This is a genomic window from Bacillus sp. SYZHCR11 (assembly GCF_057196865.1).
This window is the reverse complement of the sequence record NZ_JBXUND010000007.1, coordinates 1-18,129: the sequence shown is the minus strand read 5'-3', so window position 1 is coordinate 18,129 and position 18,129 is coordinate 1. Positions and strand designations below refer to the sequence as shown.

Annotated in this window: 22 protein-coding genes; 1 reads left to right on the top strand and 21 read right to left on the bottom strand. The window is 44.3% G+C overall.

The annotated features are described in order from the left end of the window. Window positions 1–103: 103 nt before the first annotated feature. The 8 genes from AC2CGA_RS18535 to metG all read right to left on the bottom strand — a co-directional run bounded on the left by AC2CGA_RS18535 (window position 104) and on the right by metG (window position 7,839). Window positions 104–292 carry a small, acid-soluble spore protein, alpha/beta type gene (locus tag AC2CGA_RS18535; RefSeq protein ID WP_048368101.1) on the bottom strand — a complete coding sequence of 63 codons (189 nt, stop codon included), beginning with the start codon at window positions 290–292 and terminating at the stop codon, window positions 104–106. Window positions 293–455: 163 nt separating this feature from the next. Beyond that, window positions 456–716 carry a biofilm formation stimulator Veg gene (gene veg, locus AC2CGA_RS18530; protein ID WP_003218330.1) on the bottom strand — a complete coding sequence of 87 codons (261 nt, stop codon included), beginning with the start codon at window positions 714–716 and terminating at the stop codon, window positions 456–458. A 211-nt stretch (window positions 717–927) separates the two neighbouring features. After that, window positions 928–1,803 carry a sporulation peptidase YabG gene (yabG, locus tag AC2CGA_RS18525; protein WP_048368098.1) on the bottom strand — a complete coding sequence of 292 codons (876 nt, stop codon included), beginning with the start codon at window positions 1,801–1,803 and terminating at the stop codon, window positions 928–930. Between the two features lie 172 nt (window positions 1,804–1,975). After that, window positions 1,976–2,857 (bottom strand): 16S rRNA (adenine(1518)-N(6)/adenine(1519)-N(6))-dimethyltransferase RsmA, encoded by an 882-nt coding sequence (rsmA, locus tag AC2CGA_RS18520; RefSeq protein ID WP_004264694.1) that lies wholly within the window; start codon window positions 2,855–2,857, stop codon window positions 1,976–1,978. After that, window positions 2,847–3,410: a ribonuclease M5 gene (gene rnmV / locus AC2CGA_RS18515; protein WP_004264696.1), complete on the bottom strand. Its 564-nt coding sequence runs from the start codon at window positions 3,408–3,410 to the stop codon at window positions 2,847–2,849. The genes rsmA and rnmV overlap by 11 nt, the downstream gene beginning before the upstream one ends. A 134-nt stretch (window positions 3,411–3,544) precedes the next feature. Beyond that, window positions 3,545–4,870 (bottom strand): resuscitation-promoting factor, encoded by a 1,326-nt coding sequence (locus tag AC2CGA_RS18510; RefSeq protein WP_088005470.1) that lies wholly within the window; start codon window positions 4,868–4,870, stop codon window positions 3,545–3,547. Between the two features lie 134 nt (window positions 4,871–5,004). Then, window positions 5,005–5,772: a TatD family hydrolase gene (locus AC2CGA_RS18505; protein ID WP_004264700.1), complete on the bottom strand. Its 768-nt coding sequence runs from the start codon at window positions 5,770–5,772 to the stop codon at window positions 5,005–5,007. 75 nt (window positions 5,773–5,847) lie between these two features. Continuing rightward, window positions 5,848–7,839 carry a methionine--tRNA ligase gene (gene metG, locus AC2CGA_RS18500; protein ID WP_044052728.1) on the bottom strand — a complete coding sequence of 664 codons (1,992 nt, stop codon included), beginning with the start codon at window positions 7,837–7,839 and terminating at the stop codon, window positions 5,848–5,850. A 482-nt stretch (window positions 7,840–8,321) separates the two neighbouring features. Here metG and abrB point away from each other — a divergent pair, with 482 nt between their 5' ends. Continuing rightward, on the top strand, window positions 8,322–8,612 hold the full coding sequence (gene abrB, locus AC2CGA_RS18495; protein WP_169510469.1) for a transition state genes transcriptional regulator AbrB: 291 nt from the start codon (window positions 8,322–8,324) through the stop codon (window positions 8,610–8,612). A 49-nt stretch (window positions 8,613–8,661) separates the two neighbouring features. Here the strand turns inward: abrB and rsmI are convergent, their stop codons facing one another. The 13 genes from rsmI to AC2CGA_RS18430 all read right to left on the bottom strand — a co-directional run bounded on the left by rsmI (window position 8,662) and on the right by AC2CGA_RS18430 (window position 17,903). Continuing rightward, complete coding sequence (gene rsmI, locus AC2CGA_RS18490; protein ID WP_014304192.1) at window positions 8,662–9,543, bottom strand: 16S rRNA (cytidine(1402)-2'-O)-methyltransferase; 882 nt, start codon at window positions 9,541–9,543, stop codon at window positions 8,662–8,664. Further along, the gene (locus AC2CGA_RS18485; protein WP_004264714.1) at window positions 9,518–9,817 is read right to left on the bottom strand and encodes a GIY-YIG nuclease family protein; all 300 of its coding nucleotides are present in this window, start codon (window positions 9,815–9,817) and stop codon (window positions 9,518–9,520) included. Before AC2CGA_RS18485 ends, rsmI begins: the two co-directional genes overlap by 26 nt. Further along, the gene (locus tag AC2CGA_RS18480) at window positions 9,804–10,547 is read right to left on the bottom strand and encodes a tRNA1(Val) (adenine(37)-N6)-methyltransferase (RefSeq protein WP_014304191.1); all 744 of its coding nucleotides are present in this window, start codon (window positions 10,545–10,547) and stop codon (window positions 9,804–9,806) included. Before AC2CGA_RS18480 ends, AC2CGA_RS18485 begins: the two co-directional genes overlap by 14 nt. A 60-nt stretch (window positions 10,548–10,607) precedes the next feature. Continuing rightward, a complete protein-coding gene (gene yabA / locus AC2CGA_RS18475; protein ID WP_004264720.1) occupies window positions 10,608–10,967 on the bottom strand; it encodes a replication initiation-control protein YabA in 360 nt (119 codons plus the stop codon). Window positions 10,968–10,981: 14 nt separating this feature from the next. Beyond that, complete coding sequence (gene ricT / locus AC2CGA_RS18470) at window positions 10,982–11,809, bottom strand: competence/sporulation regulator complex protein RicT (protein WP_004264723.1); 828 nt, start codon at window positions 11,807–11,809, stop codon at window positions 10,982–10,984. A 2-nt stretch (window positions 11,810–11,811) separates the two neighbouring features. Then, window positions 11,812–12,801 carry a DNA polymerase III subunit delta' gene (gene holB, locus AC2CGA_RS18465; protein ID WP_007409919.1) on the bottom strand — a complete coding sequence of 330 codons (990 nt, stop codon included), beginning with the start codon at window positions 12,799–12,801 and terminating at the stop codon, window positions 11,812–11,814. A gap of 11 nt (window positions 12,802–12,812) precedes the next feature. Beyond that, the gene (locus tag AC2CGA_RS18460) at window positions 12,813–13,253 is read right to left on the bottom strand and encodes a YaaR family protein (protein WP_004264730.1); all 441 of its coding nucleotides are present in this window, start codon (window positions 13,251–13,253) and stop codon (window positions 12,813–12,815) included. Window positions 13,254–13,265: 12 nt separating this feature from the next. Continuing rightward, complete coding sequence (gene darA / locus AC2CGA_RS18455; RefSeq protein WP_004264734.1) at window positions 13,266–13,595, bottom strand: cyclic di-AMP receptor DarA; 330 nt, start codon at window positions 13,593–13,595, stop codon at window positions 13,266–13,268. A 70-nt stretch (window positions 13,596–13,665) separates the two neighbouring features. Beyond that, window positions 13,666–14,304 (bottom strand): dTMP kinase, encoded by a 639-nt coding sequence (gene tmk, locus AC2CGA_RS18450; protein WP_004264737.1) that lies wholly within the window; start codon window positions 14,302–14,304, stop codon window positions 13,666–13,668. Next, window positions 14,301–15,734, bottom strand: a complete 1,434-nt coding sequence (locus AC2CGA_RS18445) for an aminotransferase class I/II-fold pyridoxal phosphate-dependent enzyme (RefSeq protein ID WP_095318603.1) — start codon at window positions 15,732–15,734, stop codon at window positions 14,301–14,303. The genes tmk and AC2CGA_RS18445 overlap by 4 nt, the downstream gene beginning before the upstream one ends. 77 nt (window positions 15,735–15,811) lie before the next feature. Then, window positions 15,812–16,930: a toxic anion resistance protein gene (locus AC2CGA_RS18440; RefSeq protein ID WP_207119676.1), complete on the bottom strand. Its 1,119-nt coding sequence runs from the start codon at window positions 16,928–16,930 to the stop codon at window positions 15,812–15,814. A gap of 15 nt (window positions 16,931–16,945) precedes the next feature. Next, window positions 16,946–17,560, bottom strand: a complete 615-nt coding sequence (locus tag AC2CGA_RS18435) for a 5-bromo-4-chloroindolyl phosphate hydrolysis family protein (RefSeq protein WP_060658629.1) — start codon at window positions 17,558–17,560, stop codon at window positions 16,946–16,948. Between the two features lie 148 nt (window positions 17,561–17,708). After that, on the bottom strand, window positions 17,709–17,903 hold the full coding sequence (locus AC2CGA_RS18430; RefSeq protein ID WP_004264749.1) for a sigma factor G inhibitor Gin: 195 nt from the start codon (window positions 17,901–17,903) through the stop codon (window positions 17,709–17,711). Window positions 17,904–18,129: the final 226 nt, after the last annotated feature.

The window sequence follows — 18,129 nt, the reverse complement described above, 5'->3', positions numbered from 1 at the left end:
TTGTATCACATTTGGAGACCCGGAGGTACTTATCCGAAATTGACGCCGGTTTTGACAGCCGATAGAAAAAACCGGGGAACGGATTGTCCCCCGGGCCACTGCATTATCGGTTATTTTGGTTCTGAGCCGCCATCTGCTGTTCGGCAATCTCGATCGCGCGCTTTACCATATTCCCGGCGTCACGCGCCCGAATGCCTCCCCAGCCCTCGTCTTTCACCGTATCGTAAAAACCAAGGTCCTTCGCCAGCTCATATTTGAACTCATCTGACATAACTCCACGACGTCTGCCCAAACGAAACAACCCCTTTTATAGAAATTGATCACCATTCGTGCACGCCACGATAAAACATGTGACACCTATAGCTTCCGTTTAATCGGCTGAAACTTTCGAGGGAATAATTAGAAGAGCTTTAGAAGGCAAAACAAAAAGCAGTAAACAAAAGGTTCACTGCCCATTAAAATGCTACTGAGCTTGCCGCATCGTCATTGAATGTCAATTCAACAGTCTCAGTCAGAATATCAGCATAACTGTATGAAACTCTTTCAAACGAATTCTCGTCTTGATCTAGTTGTATCACAAAAACAGAAGGGTACGTCTCAGCTAAAATGCCCGAACGCTCAATCGTTTTTCGGCGGCCGCCGTTTGCTTTTAACGTAAGCCGTTTACCTAAATTCCCATCAAGCGATCTTTTTATATCGGACAACGTCTTCGCCATTGCATCCACCTCACTACATTTATTGTACAACAAGAGCCCAATTTTGTCAAATAAAATTTAAATTATATCAACGTTAATAAGTCATTGTCAACAAAATTATTTTGACAAAATTCTATTGATTTCTGCGTTATTTTTCACAAGTTCCGGAAATTTATGTATCAATATGTAAAATAATTAACCCGCATAGCGAAATATATGCGGGTTTTATCACTCATCCATTTGATTTATACGGCATACCGACACGCAGCACACCCTTCGTTTCAATTCCTCCCAGCCCTTTCTCTCTCGTCAGCGTATTTCTCAGAACATCCCATACATTGATCCGCTCCATAAACGGAGTGAAGCTGATTTTCGCGACAATATATACCGGGTCAAGCGCATGAATATTGACGCGTGACGGCGAACTTGCGAAATTCGCGCCCGCTCTGATTAAAGACTCAAAATGAGATTGGCACGCCCCCGCGAATATGACCAGCTGATCCAAATGAGGGACTTTACGCCTCGCTCTCTGAACGGTTTCGACAAAGTGTTTGGAATGCCTGTAGGCGCTTAAATCGTTCACGCCTCCCTTATGCTTGGAATATGCATCATGGCCGGTGATGACTAAAATATCCGGCCTGTATTTATCAAGCAGCTCGTCAATTGACGCCGGCATTTTTTTCTCATGGCAATGAATTCCGTATACCGGCACACCGATTTTTTCATAAAAGTTCAGGCACTTTTTCAAATAGGCCTCATCGCCGTCCAGATGCAATACCTTTCCGGGCATATGAAAGTAGTGCTCCTGATGCTGATATTGATTTGTCGTGTAATACTCCTGTTTTTCCCGAAGCAGCTTATAATCCTGGCGGAGCAGCTCGAGAGATTCATTCATCCTGCTTTCATCTCTTTTCTTTCTCATGGCCTGTTCGTCTTTTCTGACAGGCTCCAAATCAGAAAAATCAGCATCCGCAATCAATCTGACTTCGTCACCATGCAGGATGGCAATTGAATTTCCGTTGCTTGTTTGCTCTATACCGATAATGCGAAATAAAACATCCATTTGATAGGATTTCCTGGCTACCATATCTCCTATTTGAAATTGCACGTTACCCACTCCACAAATAGACTAAGCCTCATCATGAAAGAAGTCTTGGCAAATGCACCTCTTTCCGCTGCGGCGCTTGATGTTTCAAGCTTTTCTTGCAGTTGAATGAATAAGGTTCTCCTCTAGCCTATGTAGCGGCAGTCCAAGTGGTGACGCAAAACAAAAAGCCCTCTTAGAAAAGGGCTTTATGCAATCCGTTGGACAAGAGCGCAAATTCTTCTATGGACAGGGATTCACCGCGCCGCTTTCCGTCAATATTCGTTTCTTGAAGAACTTCTTCAATTTGGGCTTTTTTCTCTTTTCCGCCCGGAAGATTGTTCACAAGGTTGTTCAGCAAGGTTTTCCGGCGCTGTGCGAAGCTTGCTTTAATCAGCTGGAAGAAAAACGGTTCATTATCGACGTCAACCGCCGGGCCGTCACGAAGCAAGAGACGGATGACGGCGGAATCGACATTAGGCTGAGGCACAAACACCGTTTTCGGTACGGTCATGACGGTTTTGGCCTCCGTATAGAACTGAACCGCAATGGAAAGCGATCCGTACTCCTTAGAGGAAGGATCAGCGGCCATCCGCTCAGCGACCTCTTTTTGCAGCATTACGACAATTCCTTTTAACGGAAGATGTTCTTCCAAAAGCTTCATGATGATCGGCGTCGTCACATAATATGGGAGATTCGCCGTCACCATAATTTCATCACAATCCTGAAACTGCTCTTCAATGACGGATTTGACGTCTGCTTTCAGCACATCTTGATGAATGATCGTTACATTGTCATACGGAGACAGCGTATCATTGAGAATGGGCAGCAGACGCTGATCAATTTCAAACGCGACGACCTTTTTCGCCCGTTTGGCAAGCTGCTCTGTCAGCGCGCCGATTCCGGGCCCGATTTCAATGACTCCGGTCCGATCCGTAATTTCCGCATGGTCCACAATTCTGTCCAATATATTTGTATCAATTAAGAAATTCTGTCCCAGACTCTTTTTAAAAGAGAAACCGTACTTTTTCAGAATTTCCTTCGTTCTGATAGGTGTCGCGATATCTTTATTGTTCATCCTGTTCCTCCTGCCTCATAGCATCGAGCGCATCAATAAAATCACTTCTTTTGATTTGAAACATTTGCAGCCGTTTTTGAAGCTGCTTGCCGTTTGTATAGCCGATCTTCAGCAGGTCGCCCAATCGTTCGCGCCGTCTTTTGGCAGCCGGTCCGCCGATCAGACCGGCCTGTATGACATCTTCAGCTGAAATTTCACTCGGCTTTGCCTCCATCTCTTCATGCACATTTTCCAGACATGCTCTGATGCTTTCAATGGATGCGTGCTCAACGCCAATGCCGCGCTTGTTTTTCGGTTTGGCAAGATGTTTGGGCAGAAATGCGTGTTTACAGCCGGGTACTGCTTCAGAAATGGTTTTCCGGATCTTCTCCCCCGGAAAATCCGGGTCCGTCAGCACGATGACCCCTCTCGTTTCCTGCGCCAGCCGAATCTGCCTGATGACTTCGTCTCCGATTGCGGAACCGTTTGTCTCGATCGTATCCGCATCAACGGCAAGTTTTATGCGCGCAGTGTCATCGCGTCCCTCGACTACAATAATTTCTTTAATTTTCATTACTTCCTCCAAAAAAACTTTTTATATCCAAAACGAAACCTTTGCTTGCATGTCACGTCTAATATACTGAAAATACACTTTACCTATTATAACGAAAAAAACAGAGGGCGCAAAACCCTCTGAATGAATCGGAATTAATTTAAGATTTTTATTTTGACCTGTTTCTTTCCCCAGCGGTAAGCTGAAGATTTTTCAGGGAAAAAGACATCAATCCGTCTTCCTTTAATGGCTGAGCCTGTATCAGCGGCCACGGCATCCCCGTATCCGTCTACGTGGACTCTTGTGCCGAGCGGGATGACGCTTGGGTCTACCGCAATGACTTTGGCATTCGGATTGCTTGTCAGGTTAACGCCTGTAGCCGTTTGGCCGGAACAGCCGCTGCAGCTTGCGGTATAAGCCGTGGAAGACACGGTAATCACTTTACCGGAAGATCCGGTTTCGCCCGAAGATGCCTTCACAGGTGCACTGAGCTGCTCAATCTTGGGACTGTGCCGCTTTGTGCCGACCGCAATGATCTGATCTTTGCTTTTTTCAGATGTTTCTTCTTTGACAAGCTTTCTTGATACTTCTTTTCCATTTTCTTTGACAACATGAAAATGCTTTTTAAGTTTGCCTTCTTTTCCTTTTTGAACGATCTTTTCTTTCCCGCTGTCGAGAGACGCATCTTCTTTTTCTTTCACTTGATACGCTATTTTTTCCTCAACTACATCGGTGACTTTTTCGATACGAGTGATTTGTATGCCGGCCTGATTTTTTGTGAGCTTTTCGTGTAATGCCGGTTTTACTTTATCTTCGTCTTTCATGTCCATCTTATGCTGCGTTAAAAAGTCAGCGACCGTAGTCGAAGTCGTCCATATTTTCTTTTTCTTTCCCGCATCATTTACAGTGACCTGAAAAGCCGGGTCGACCGTGACTTTCATGCCGTTTGTCACTTTCGTATCTGCTGCTGGATCTATTTTATCGTGCTGATTCACAGGTGTATGCTGTTCGTTCAGAAATGCGCCGACTGTTTTTGCCGTTGACCATAAAGTCTTTTCTTCTCCGCCTCTTGTCACACGGATCTGCTTTGCAGCATCATACACGACATTCATGTTGTCTGCCAATGCTGTCTGCTTAGACGGGGTAATCCGGTCTTCATTTCTCGTCTCTATATGTAAATCTTCCAGAAGTTCCCCAACCGTTTTTGCATGAGTGCGTATTTGCTTTTTCTTGCCGTTGATGGAAACAGAAACTGATTGTTTTGAGAGCTCATGTGCCCCGTATGCAGTCCCGGTTCCGCCCAGCAGAATAATAGCTGCAATCAGAATAACCTTGCTTTTACCAAGCTTTACGGAAAACAGTTTTTTCATTTTTTGTGTGATGAAAAACGCCTCCTTCTCCTCGGAGAGATTATATAGAGTATCTAAAATGCTGTCAACCCTCCCATCTCGAAGATGAAAAACCTTCAGCGTATCCCTCATTATGCAAAAACAAAGCAAAAAAAGGAAGAGAGACATATCGACAACCTATCTTATGAGGAGAAGGAAGCTTGTAGAACCGTTTTACATATCCACTGAATCGGACAAGCTTTTACACGTTATGACAGCGCATTCTGTCAGTTCATGCGGAAAAGTCTTTTTGCGTTTTCGGTTGTAATTGAGGCAATTTCTTCATATGTCAGCCCTTTTAATTCAGCGAGCTGTTCAGCAACATATTTTACGTAGCTTGGCTCATTTCGTTTGCCGCGGAAAGGATGCGGTGTCAGGAAAGGACAGTCCGTTTCAATCAGCAAACGGTCATTCGGAATTTCCTTTGCTACTTCTTTTGGTTTCTTCGCATTTTTGAAGGTAACCGGTCCGCCGAATGAAATATAGAAATTCATATCCATACACTGCCGTGCAACCTCCGTGCTCCCCGTAAAGCAGTGCATAATGCCGCCGACTTCTTCCGCTCCCTCTTCTTTCAAAATTGTGACAACATCTTCCGTTGCATCACGATTATGAATGATAATTGGAAGGTTCACTTCTTTGGCGAGAGCGATTTGTTTCCGGAATACTTCTTTCTGAATGTCTTTTGGTGATTTATCCCAGTGGTAATCAAGGCCCATCTCTCCGATCGCCACGACTTTTTCGTGAGAGGACAGTTCCTTAATCCATGATAAATCTTCCTCTGTCATGTCAATTGCGTCTACCGGATGCCAGCCGATCGCAGCGTATATAAAGTCATATTCCTCAATCAGCTCCATCGCACGCGTGATAGTGGGTTTGTCGAATCCGACAACGACAATTCGTTCAACTTTTTCAGCCTTTGCACGCGCAATGACTTCCTCTAAGTCTGTGTCAAATTGCTCGGCATTTAAGTGCGCATGTGTATCAAAAAGCATCATAAAAACTCCTTTCTTGTTGAAAAACAAAAGGTGTTCGACGGAATGTTACACGTGAAACACCTTTTGCCCCTATTATTTAATTCGAGTGCCTTTCGGTAATGACTGGTCGACAGCTACAACTTTGAGAACGCCGTCCGATTCTCCCGCCAGTATCATTCCTTGAGAAAGCTCGCCTCTCAGTTTTACCGGTTTTAAATTCGTTACACAGATGATCTTCATTCCCACAAGCTGATCCGGTGTGTAATGCTTCGCGATACCTGATACAACTTGGCGCTGTTCAAAGCCCAGATCAATTTGCAATTTCAGCAGCCGATCTGCTTTTTTCACCGGTTCTGCGGACAAGACTTCTGCGACGCGAAGTTCTGTATCCATAAATTGATCAAACGTAATTTCAGGAAGACGCTCTGCTTCTTGCGGCTCTTCCGCCTTTTCTTCTTTAGCAGGAGCAGTTCCTTGCATTTTTTGCTTGATGTAAGCTACTTCTTCTTCAGCTTCAAGACGAGGGAAAAGCGGTTCCCCTTTTTTCACTTTCACATTCTTCAATTGGCCGAATGTCTGAATGCTGTCCCAAGCTTTAAGAGACTGATCCTCAACTCCGAGCTGGGCAAACATTTTTTCAGGCGTCTGCGTCAAGAAAGGCTGTAGCAATACGGCCGAAATACGCAATGATTCAGCTAAATGATACATGACAGAACGTAATTCTTTTTCTTTTTCCTGATCTTTAGCAAGCACCCACGGAGCAGTTTCATCAATATATTTGTTCGTACGGCTGATTAATTGCCATAGCGTTGATAAAGCGACTGAAAACTCCATGTTTTCCATTGCCTTTTCATAAGCTTTAACCGTTTCACCGGCTACGGAAGAAAGCTCTGAATCAAAATCGGTCACATTTCCTTCATATGAACCAATCTCGCCGTCAAAATATTTTTGGATCATTGCGACTGTACGATTCAGAAGGTTTCCTAAGTCGTTCGCCAAGTCATAATTAATCCGTTCTACGAAACCTTCCGGCGTAAAGACACCGTCTGAACCGAACGGTACTTCGCGAAGCAGGTAATAGCGAAGTTCATCCAAGCCGTAGCGTTCAATTAACGTTACCGGATCAACGACATTTCCTTTTGATTTCGACATTTTTCCGTCTTTCATCAATAACCAGCCATGCGCGAATACTTGCTTAGGCAGCGGGAGATCAAGCGCCATCAGCATAATCGGCCAGTAAATGGTATGAAAACGGACAATTTCTTTACCGACAAGGTGGACGTCAGCCGGCCAGTACTTTTTGTAAAGCTCATCATTTTCCGTATCGTAACCGAGCGCTGTAATATAGTTGAACAGTGCGTCAATCCATACATACACGACATGCTTCGGATTTCCCGGTACTTTTACGCCCCAGTCGAACGTCGTTCTGGAAACGGCCAAATCTTCAAGCCCCGGTTTAATGAAGTTGTTAATCATTTCATTTTTGCGTGATTCAGGCTGGATGAAAGAAGGATTTTCCTCATAAAACTTCAGCAGGCGGTCTGCATATTTGCTCATGCGGAAGAAGTATGACTCCTCTTTGATTAATTCGACCGGGTGGCCGCTGTCAGGGCTTTTTCCGCCGACAACCTCACCCTTCTCATTTCGTTCCACATCCACCAGCTGTGTTTCCGTATAGAATGTTTCATCAGGGATGCTGTACCAGCCCTCATACTCATCCAGGTAAATGTCACCATTATCAAGAAGTTTTTGAAACACTTTCTCGATAATTTCTTTGTGCCGGCTTTCCGTCGTCCGGATGAAATCATCGTGAGAAATGTCGAGCTGCTTCCATAGCTTTTGGATTTCAGCAACTGCGCGATCCACATAAGCTTGAGGCGTGATATTCTCTTCCTCCGCTTTCTGCTGGATTTTCTGTCCGTGCTCATCCGTTCCGGTTAAGTAGCGTACGTCAAATCCTTTTAATCTTTTGTAACGCGCCATCGCATCGCCGGCCACGGTAGTATAAGCATGGCCGATATGTAATTTTCCGCTCGGATAATATATCGGGGTCGTAATATAAAAAGTATTATTGTCTTGCGGCATGTTGCAACCTCCCATTCAGAATGTCGAAAAGCTCACGCCCAAAGGACGAGAGCGGTTTTATTTGATATACAATATTGATATTTGTCCTCTATCTATGATACCATCTTAGCCTTTAAGATCAAGGATATATACGTACTGCGCGTAAAAGAGTAAATAAAATTAAAAATTTTTATTGAAATTAAAAAAAGTCTTAACATGTCGAAATTTGTCGTATATAATCTACTAATATAAAACATCTTGGTTCGAAAGTCTTGATTTAAAAGGATTTTCAGTAGGATAATAGGTTCGAAAAAGCAGTCAAAAAGCCTGTTATTTCAGGATTTCCAAGGCTTTACTTACTATAAGAACTAATTCTTACAAACAATAGCAAACAAAAAGATTGACGATTATTGGAAACCTTGTTATGCTAGGAATGTAAGGAATTTTGTCGAATAATGACGAAGAAAAATATAAACTACAAATAATTATCTCTCGGGAGGAGACTGTTAATGAAATCTACTGGTATCGTACGTAAAGTTGATGAACTTGGACGCGTCGTTATCCCTATCGAACTTCGCCGTACACTGGGCATCGCAGAAAAAGACGCTCTTGAAATTTATGTTGATGATGAAAAAATCATCCTTAAAAAATATAAACCAAACATGACTTGCCAAGTAACTGGTGAAGTTTCTGATGATAACCTTAAACTTGCCGGCGGCAAATTGGTACTCAGCAAAGAAGGCGCTGAGCAAATCATCTCTGAAATTCAAAACCAGCTTCAAAACCAAAAATAAGCTATTTCATACAAAAACCGTTCTTGTTATGACACAAGAACGGTTTTTTTTATGATTGAATGTGATAAGCGTCATAAATCTCGCGTTTCGGTACGTCCCGATCTACCGCTGTTTGTTTTATGGCCTGTTTGGAAGAAGATCCTTCATTTATGTAATGCTCCACATGTTCTTTCTCAGAAAGCTCCGCCCACCAAGGCTTTTCCTCTTCGTCCGGTTCAGCGCCTTGATTGCCTTCGACAACGAGACAAAACTCACCGCGGATTTGATCTTCATTTGCCCATTCAAGCACCTCGGCGATGGTTCCTCTGATGAATTCCTCATACTTTTTCGTTAATTCCCTCGTGACGGCGATGGTTCGATTACCCAAAACGTCATGCATTGCTGTTAATGTTTCTTTTAATCTGTGCGGCGCTTCGTAAAATATCATCGTTTCCTGCCGTTTTTTCAGGATTTCGAGTTCTTTCTTCTTTTCTTTTTTTTGTCTGTTTAAGAATCCGTAGAAGAAAAACGGCTGCGGGGTGATCCCTGATGCGGTCAGCGCGGTTAATGCCGCATTTGCACCCGGAAGCGGAACGACATATCCGCCGATTTGGGTGAAATCTCTCACAATCTCAGCCCCCGGGTCGGAAATTGTCGGCATACCGGCATCACTGACCAATGCCACATTCTTTCCGCTTTTCAGCCATTCAATGATTTTATGGCCGCTGCTTTCTTTATTATGTTCATGATAGCTGATGAGAGATGTTTCTATGTCATAAACATGGCACAGCTTTTTCGTCTGTCTCGTATCTTCGGCAGCTATGACATCGGCCGATTTCAGCGTCTCTACTGCACGAAAGGTCATGTCCTCCAAATTGCCGATCGGTGTAGGAACAAGGTACAGAGTCCCCATTTCAGATTTTCCGTTAAAACTCATCTGACGTCTTAACATATACAGCCTCCTTGCTGCGTCGTTTTTCTTCTATATATTGCTCTTTTTTCTTTCGGGTCAGCTGCTTAAAACGGTATTCCGCCTGCATCGCTTCCCGTTTTGTTTCAAATGATTCCGCATGGCATAACGAAACCGGCCTTCTCGCCCTTGTATATTTCGCGCCCTTTCCCTCATTGTGGGTTTTCAGCCGTTTTTGCAGATCATTTGTATAACCGGCATACAGACTGTTGTCATTGCACAGCAGCACATAAAAGAAATGACTATTTGTCTCCATATAAAATCGTGCGGATCTCTTTCGTATATTCATTTTGTTCATTATATACAAAGAGCGGGGGAAGAATTTTGAGATCAGGGCGGCCGCCTTTAATTCCTTCAACCAAAATGGTATTCGCTTCTTTACCTTGTTTCGGATAAATAAACTGAACCCGTTTCGGTTCTATTCGGTATGCTTTCATTAGTTCAAAGATTTCCAGAAGCCTCCCCGGCCGATGAACGAGAGCCGCTTTTCCTCCTTGCTTCAGCAGTTTGCTGCTGACGGAAATCACATCTTCAAGCGTGCAAAGGATTTCGTGCCTTGCGATTCTGAGATGCTCGTTCATGTTCTGCTCCGCCTCTTTCGGTGTTTTAAAATAAGGCGGATTGCAGGTGACAACATCATATTTATTATGTCCGAGTCTTTCCGGCATATTTTTCAGATCATCATGAATGAGACTGATCTGACCGCCCAGCCCGTTGTATTCCACGCTTCGAAGCGCCATATCATACAAGCGTTCCTGAATTTCAACCCCGGTGATATCGGCTTTTGACCTTGTGCTGAGCAAAAGCGGCACAATGCCGTTCCCCGTGCATAAATCAACAATGTTCCCCTTTTGAATCGGAACGTATGCAAACTTAGACAGCAGCACGGCATCTAATGAAAAAGCGAAAACCGTCGGACTCTGTACTATTTTCATATCCTCTGCTAATAAGTAATCCAATCTTTCATCATCACGTAATGAAACCATAATCTTATTCCTTTCGGCACTCTTTGAAAAAGGCTTCCGACATCAGCGGAAGCCTTTTCCTTATTTTTTATTTAAGAAGGACAGACAAAAAAGGCAATCTCCCTTGCGGACGCTCCCATAATGGACGTTGCAAATATGAAAGCCTTCTTGATACAGCCGGGCCAGATTGTCGTACCCTTCTCCTATATCACTCTGCTCTGCCTTCTGTGTTTTTGTTTCTTTCTGATCGGCTTTGAACTTCTCAATTTGCTCCGTCGTGTCATCAAGCCGCTTACGCAAATGCTTATTTTCAAGCTGAAGATGGTGATTCTCTTCAATCATTTCGCCGATATGCTGCTTTAAGTCACCCAGCTGACGGTACAGCGAACCGATTTGTTCCTCCAGGTTTATGACAGTATCAAATAACTCTTTTTTATCCAAGGTTCCACACCTCGTTAATCTGTGGTTTGTGCGGATACGACGCCCTCTTCCAAGAGCTCTTCCCAAGTATATTCTATCACTTTTTCACGATTCTTCAGTTCCACCTGAAGCACCCGTTCCAGAATATTAAGACCGACAACCTTTGCGGGGCCGTTTGCCGTCGTAATCATTTCGCCTAAATCCGGCAGCTGTTCTTTTGCCGTCTCATACTCATCATTTTCATACTTCAAACAGCACATCAAACGGCCGCACAGACCGGAAATCTTCGTTGGGTTCAACGATAAATTTTGATCCTTCGCCATTTTGATGGACACCGGTTCAAAATCACCGAGGAACGTGGAGCAGCAAAGCATTCTCCCGCATGGTCCGATACCGCCGAGCATTTTCGCCTCGTCCCTTACCCCGATTTGGCGCAATTCGATTCTCGTTTTAAAGATAGAAGCCAAGTCTTTGACCAATTCCCTGAAATCAACCCGTCCGTCTGCCGTAAAGTAAAAAATGACTTTATTGCGGTCAAACGTAAATTCAACATCAACCAGCTTCATATCTAAGCCGTGGTCAGCCACTTTTTTCTGACAGACTTCAAAAGCGGACAGGGCCTCCTGTTTGTTTTCTTCTACAATGAGAAGATCGCGTTCATCAGCAACGCGAATAACCTTTCGAAGCGGAAGCACAACATCATGCTCGTCCACTTGTTTATTTGCGATGACAACCTGCCCGTATTCTACACCTCTTACGGTTTCAACAATGACGCAGCTGTCTTGTTCTATATCAAATCCATTCGGATCAAAATAATAAATTTTCCCCGCTTTTTTAAAGCGGACGCCTATTACGTTGTACAAGCTTATCCCTCCTGCAACGTTAACACCAAGTGCTCCATTAATCCCTGCACATTCACATTGGAATGAAGCCGTTTTTTTGCTTCTAAAACAGCGAGAATTTGGTTCGTAACGCTTTGTTGTGTAAATTGCAGCGCATGCTGTTTTATTGATTGGAATAAGTCTTGATAAATCAGTTTATCTTCATTTCCAATTTGGATGGATAATACATCACGGTATATCAATAAGAGCATATCAAGACCCATTTCTTGATGGGTTTTTTCTTTGAAAAAGGGCACCCACTGATCCTGAATGAAGAAAAAGGCATGTCCTTTCCGCTGATGTAAGACTTCATACAATTTTATCACTTTCGCTCTGGACTCTGCAAACTCATCATTTCGACTTAATTCGACTGCTTCCGCAATATTATTTGTCATATTTGCTAAGAGCCGGGCCATGTGAGGGCTCACTTCCTGTTCAATCAGTCTTTCTTCTATGGCTTTCGGCTGAAGCGGCTGGAACGGGAGAACCTGACATCTCGAAACGATGGTATCCAGTATTCGGTGGAGCTGCTCAGTAATCAGAATTGCGATGGTGTCTTGACTCGGCTCCTCTAAAAACTTCAGCAGACTGTTTGCCGCATTTGTGGTCATTTGATCCGCATGGGATATAATGTACAGCTTTTTATGCGATTCCAGCCCCGTTTTGGAAAACTCTTCCTGAAGCGATTGGATCTGAGCCTTTTTAATGGATAATCCGTCGGGCTGAACCACATGCAGGTCGGGATGGTTTCCGGATTCGATACGCTTACAGTTCCGGCACTCTCCGCAAGGCTCAGTCCCGTCTTCAAGGCAAAAAAAGCTTTTTGCGAGAAGCAGTGCGGCATCCAATTTGCCCGTACCTTTTTTGCCTTCAAACAGATATGCGTGAGAAAGCCTTTTCTTTTCAATGCTGTTATGCAAAAGCCGCATCACTCTGGGCTGCTGCCCGGTCATTTCCTTCCATGATATTGCCATTGTATCACTCTCTATGTGTAAAGGTTAATCAATAAACCTTTTATTTCTCCGATTCGATCCAGCAAATCAATTGCCGGTTTTTCCTGATCTAACATTTCTTCCGTCAGCTGAAGCAGTTTTTCATCTATTTCTTTCACAAGCCCCAGGGTCCGGCTGCTGCCGTACAAGTCAAAGCTTTTCTCCGTCTCATGCGATAATCCGCTGTCTACGGCCTCTTTTACAAAACGTTTTACCAATCCTTTGAACTTCGCTAAGTCTTTGAAGTTTCTCGACTTCGTCAGCCTTTTCCCGAACGTTTCTATATCCGTTAAGAACCTGCTCAGCTGATCAAATTTCAGCTTGCTGCTTTGGCTGTCCATTGAACTTTTAAACGTTCCGGAAAGCTCTGCCGCTTTATAAGCAGGCTGCTGCTTTTTCTCAATAAATGTACGTAAGTCAGAATTTATTTTCACGTCGTCAAATCCTTAAAATTGATGAAATTCATCGACCGGGAGGACAAAGACCGTCGCTCCGCCGACTTCCACTTCGACGGGATATGGAACGTAGGAATCCGCATTCCCGCCCATCGGGGATACCGGGGCAATCATCTGATCACGTTTACAGCCATTCTCTTTAATGAGGCTGAGCGCTTTATCGACACGGATATCTTCCACCCCGATCATAAACGTCGTATTGCCTGATTTAAGGAATCCGCCTGTTGTCGCAAGCTTCGTCACCCTGAAGTTGTGGTCGGTTAATACTTTCAAAAGCCTGTTGCTGTCCTGATCCTGCACCACTGCCACTATTAATTTCATTCTCTAGGCCCCCTTTAGGTTGGAAAGAACATTGTCGTTACATTCATTATAGCAACTTATGAGAAACAGGTCACAACTGAATTTTTTTCAATGCTTCATTTATCACTTGAAGTGCGTCCTGAATGACGAGTTCCTTCTTTTTCGATGCGTCGATTGTATGGAATCTTTCCGGAAAACGCTGCATAACCTTTTGGTATCCTTCCCGTACTTTCGTGTGAAAGTGCAGGGCCTCAAGATCGAGACGATTCTTTTCTCTTGAATCATTCGACGTAATCCGTTTCAACCCTTCTTCAGGCTCAATAGAAAAATAGATGGTGACATCAGGCATCGTATCGCCGATTGCAAACTGGTTGATAGAAAGAACTTCATCAATGCCGAGCCCTCTCGCATAGCCTTGATAAGCCAGCGAACTGTCGATGAAACGATCACACAGCACAATGCGCCCTTCTTTCAATGCAGGCTGCACCTTTTCGGTTAAATGCTGTCTTCTCGCCGCGGCGTAAAGCAGCGCCTCCGTTTTTGCATCCATCAGTGTATTGTTTTTATTTAAGATCACTTCTCTGATCTGTTCCGCAATGTCGATGCCGCCCGGTTCTCTTGTCGCTGTCACCGGGAGCCCCTCTGCCGACAGAATCTCTTTCAGTTCCTGAAGCACAGTCGTTTTCCCTGCACCTTCAGGACCTTCAAATGTTATAAATAAACCGCTCATGATTTCTCCTCTTCTATATAGACAAGTAATTGTTCCCCGTTTAACAAGCCTTGAATATGCGCGTCCATGCCGATTAAACGGGAAAGCTTCTGTACGATCTCTTCTGTTATCCGTTCGCCGTCCATGATCAGCGGAATTCCCGGCGGATAAGGAATAATGTTCCCCGCATGCAAGCGCCCGGCCGCCTTATTTATATCTGCAGGCTCTTTTGTAAACTTCCGCATCTCATTTTGCGGATATTCAAGTGTCGAAATGGACGGAAATGTCCAATTCACGGCATCCGGCAATTTATCGGGCGGTGTATTCTCCAGTTTCTGCTGTATGTTTCTTACGGCTGCCTGTTCTATCATCCGCCGGCCGCCTATCGGCAGTACGAGCAATACTTGGTACTCGTCAGCCAGCTCGGCAACAATGCCTTCACTCTCCAAAATGCGTTGTAATGAATAGCCGGAATGTCCGAGCTTTGACCGAAGTATTAATTTTAACGGGTCCGCCCGCAGCCCATATCCGGAAGGCTCGATTATTTCAATAGAAGAAATTGATGCGAACCTTCGTTTGATTTTCTCAATGTGCTCCATATGGACGGGAAGTGTCCCTTTTTCAGCAATATCCTGCACATAAGCACGCGCCGTATCTAAAGATGCCATAATCGGGTATGACGGGCTGCTGCTTTGCAAACTGCTTACATAATAAGTTAATCGATCTCTGTCAATTCGGGTGCTGTTTAAATGAAAGTAAGATCCCATCGTCATAGCCGGAAGCGTTTTGTGAGCCGATTGAACAACGGCGTCCGCCCCCATAGCCAATGATGAAGGCGGGAAAGGCTGCCCTAACACAAAGTGAGCTCCATGAGCCTCATCCACCAGCACAGGAACACCGTATGAATGGGCTTTTTTAACTGCCGCAGTCAAATCGGCGGCGTGTCCGTAATAAGTCGGATTGGTCAAAACAAGTCCTTTCGCGTTCGGATATGACGCCAGCGCTTTTTCGATGACTGAAAGAGATACATGTGCCGGCACATGCATGTTTTCATCGATTTCCGGCGCCAAATAAACCGGCTTGGCTCCGGCCAATGCCACCGCATGGAAAACAGACTTGTGACAATTACGCTGGATCAGAATGGGTTCACCCGGTTCACAAACAGCTAAAATCATCGCCAGATTGCCGGCGGTCGTTCCATTGACGAGAAAGAAGCTTTCCTGAGAGCCGTACAATCTGCTCACCAAATCCTGCGCTTCCTTAATGACCCCCGTCGGGTGATGCAAGTCATCAAGACCCGTGATCTCAGTCATATCAATAGATAAAAGAGATTGATATACAGATTTGGCTTCATCAAAAAAGACATCTCCATTGTGATGTCCCGGAACATGAAAAGAATACGTATTTCGGTGCGCATGCTTCATCAGCGCTGTATATAAAGGTGTGTCCATTTTTAAACAAATCCTTTGCCTGTCTTTCTTATTATATCGTGCCTGCGAGCCAACTTAAAGCTAAGACTTTTTGCCATCTAGCCATTATCCCGGCCGGAACTCATATCAAGCAGCTTCTTTTTTAAATCGCCTTCCATGATAACAAGCTCCTCCTCGGCACGCCTGCGTTTCATCCTGCCTTCTTCTTGAATAGACATGATTTCTTCAAGTGTGCTGACTAAGCTTTCCTGCACTTTTTTGAGGGTGTCTGCCTCAACAAGTCCGCGCTCATTGGCTTTGGCCGTCTCGACTGTGCTTGTTTTCAGAAGTTCGGCGTTTTTCAGCAGCAATTGATTTGTCGTATCCGCCGCCTTCTGCTGCACATCTGCCGCACTCCGCTGCCTCATAAGCGTCAGCGCGATGGCGACTTGATTCTTCCATAAAGGAATAGCCGTAACAATGGAGGACTGAATTTTCTCTGCCAGTGCCTGATTCGTGTTTTGAATCAGACGGATTTGCGGCGCACTCTGAAGCGTAATCTGCCTGCTCAGCAGCAGATCATGCACCCTCTTATCCAGACGGTCGGCAAACTGGCGAAGATCATTCACTTCCTGCGCGGCCATTTGATTGTGTTCTCGTAATTCGGCTTTTCTTGCCGCTTCGGGAATAAGCTTTGTTTTCAGCTCATCTAATTTTAATTCACCCGCTGCTATATACATAGTTAAATCAGAAAAGTATTGTTTATTTTGGGCGTACAGCTGATCTAACCATTTATTGTCACTCAACAGCACATTTTTAGAATGTTCCAGCCTTCTGCTGATACGGTCAATCTGCACACTTGTCTTTTGATATTTCGAAAGCACTTCCTGCACAGATCCGGATACCCTTTTAAACAGCCGGACGAAAAACCCTTTGTTCTTTACCTGCAGATCATCGGGGTTTACCTGGTCAAGCTTCAGCATCAGATCAGCCAATATTTGTCCCATCTCTCCTGCATCTTTTCTTTGCACGTGCTCTATCATCGTGTGGGAAAATTCCAGAAGATTCGCCTGCGCCTGTGAACCAAACAGAACAATGCTTTGCATGTTCCCAGGGTCCAGTTTTTCAGCGAGCTGAAGTGCCGCTTCTCTTTTTTCTTCCGGCAGCGTATCTGCAAGCTTTAGATGAGTCTGGTCATTTTGGGCGCCTATGCTGTCATCGGAACGGTCTTTGGCCATTTCCTTCTTCCTTTCTTATTTTCTCAGTGAATGCTTTGCCATATCTAATTCAAAGTGCAGGTCGTCGATGTCCTCCTTCATCAGTTCATGAAGATCCTCTTCCAGCCTTCTGGAAAGATCCGCCAGAGTCATCCTCGTCTCACTCAAGGACATTGATAAATCTTTATTTTTTCGCGGCTGTGATGAGAGCAAAGCATACTTTTCCGTCAGTTCCACAACAGAATCAAGCGTTTGATAATAGAAACGCTCTGCCTGATAAAAACGCTTCGGCTCCTGCTTTGTGAGCAGATATATTCGTCGGGTTATCCGCAGTATCTCTGCATTCTGCTTCAGCATTTGTATACTTTTCGAGCGGAAAAGCGCCCTGCGTAATCGGATGATTTTACCCTTTGCTTCCTCGAGATTTTCCTTGATATAAGCATATTCTTTTCTTGTCAGCCGGTGTTTTTTTAAAAAGAGACGCTTCGCATTCCACAAGCCGGACGCACTGACTGCGGCTCCGCCGGCTGCCCCGTATAAAAGCGAATACAGAAAAGGCTGATGCCCTATCGTAAAGAAGGTTATCCCCGCTAATACAAAAACTGTGCTCCCGCAAAATGTCCATTTCATATATTGAATAAACGGTTTCATACTTGATCGACTCCTATTTATTCACTTTTATCAGTATTATCTATTACATTCCATGTCTAAACAAGTTCCTCTTCTTATCGTATCAGTTCTTTTATAAAAAGTGAAAAAACTCCTCTGATTTCAGGCAAAAAAAAGACCCTTTTCAGGGTTAAGAATATAACGTCGGTGTATGAAGGCTTTTCAATTTACGAACGAAAAATTCATAATTCGGATCAGAGGTCGGAGTGGAAACTACTTTCTTCTCACACTCTAAACATATAAATTTCGTATAAATATGGATTCCCCTGCTTTTCTTGGTTTCACACACAATACATGTTTCTTCATGGCCGGACGTTTCATTCATTTTGCCCACCTCCGTATGAATAGCCTTCCCTTAAACTGTTGATTGTATACACAATTTGGATCTTTTTGAAGTTTGCAATTAGTATATGGGCGTTCCCGTATTTCGGTGTTTGTTTTGTTTTTATTCAAAAACAAAAAAGGCAGCTCATAATGAGCTGCCTTTACCGTAATGATAGCTTGGCGGCGTCCTACTCTCACAGGGGGAAACCCCCGACTACCATCGGCGC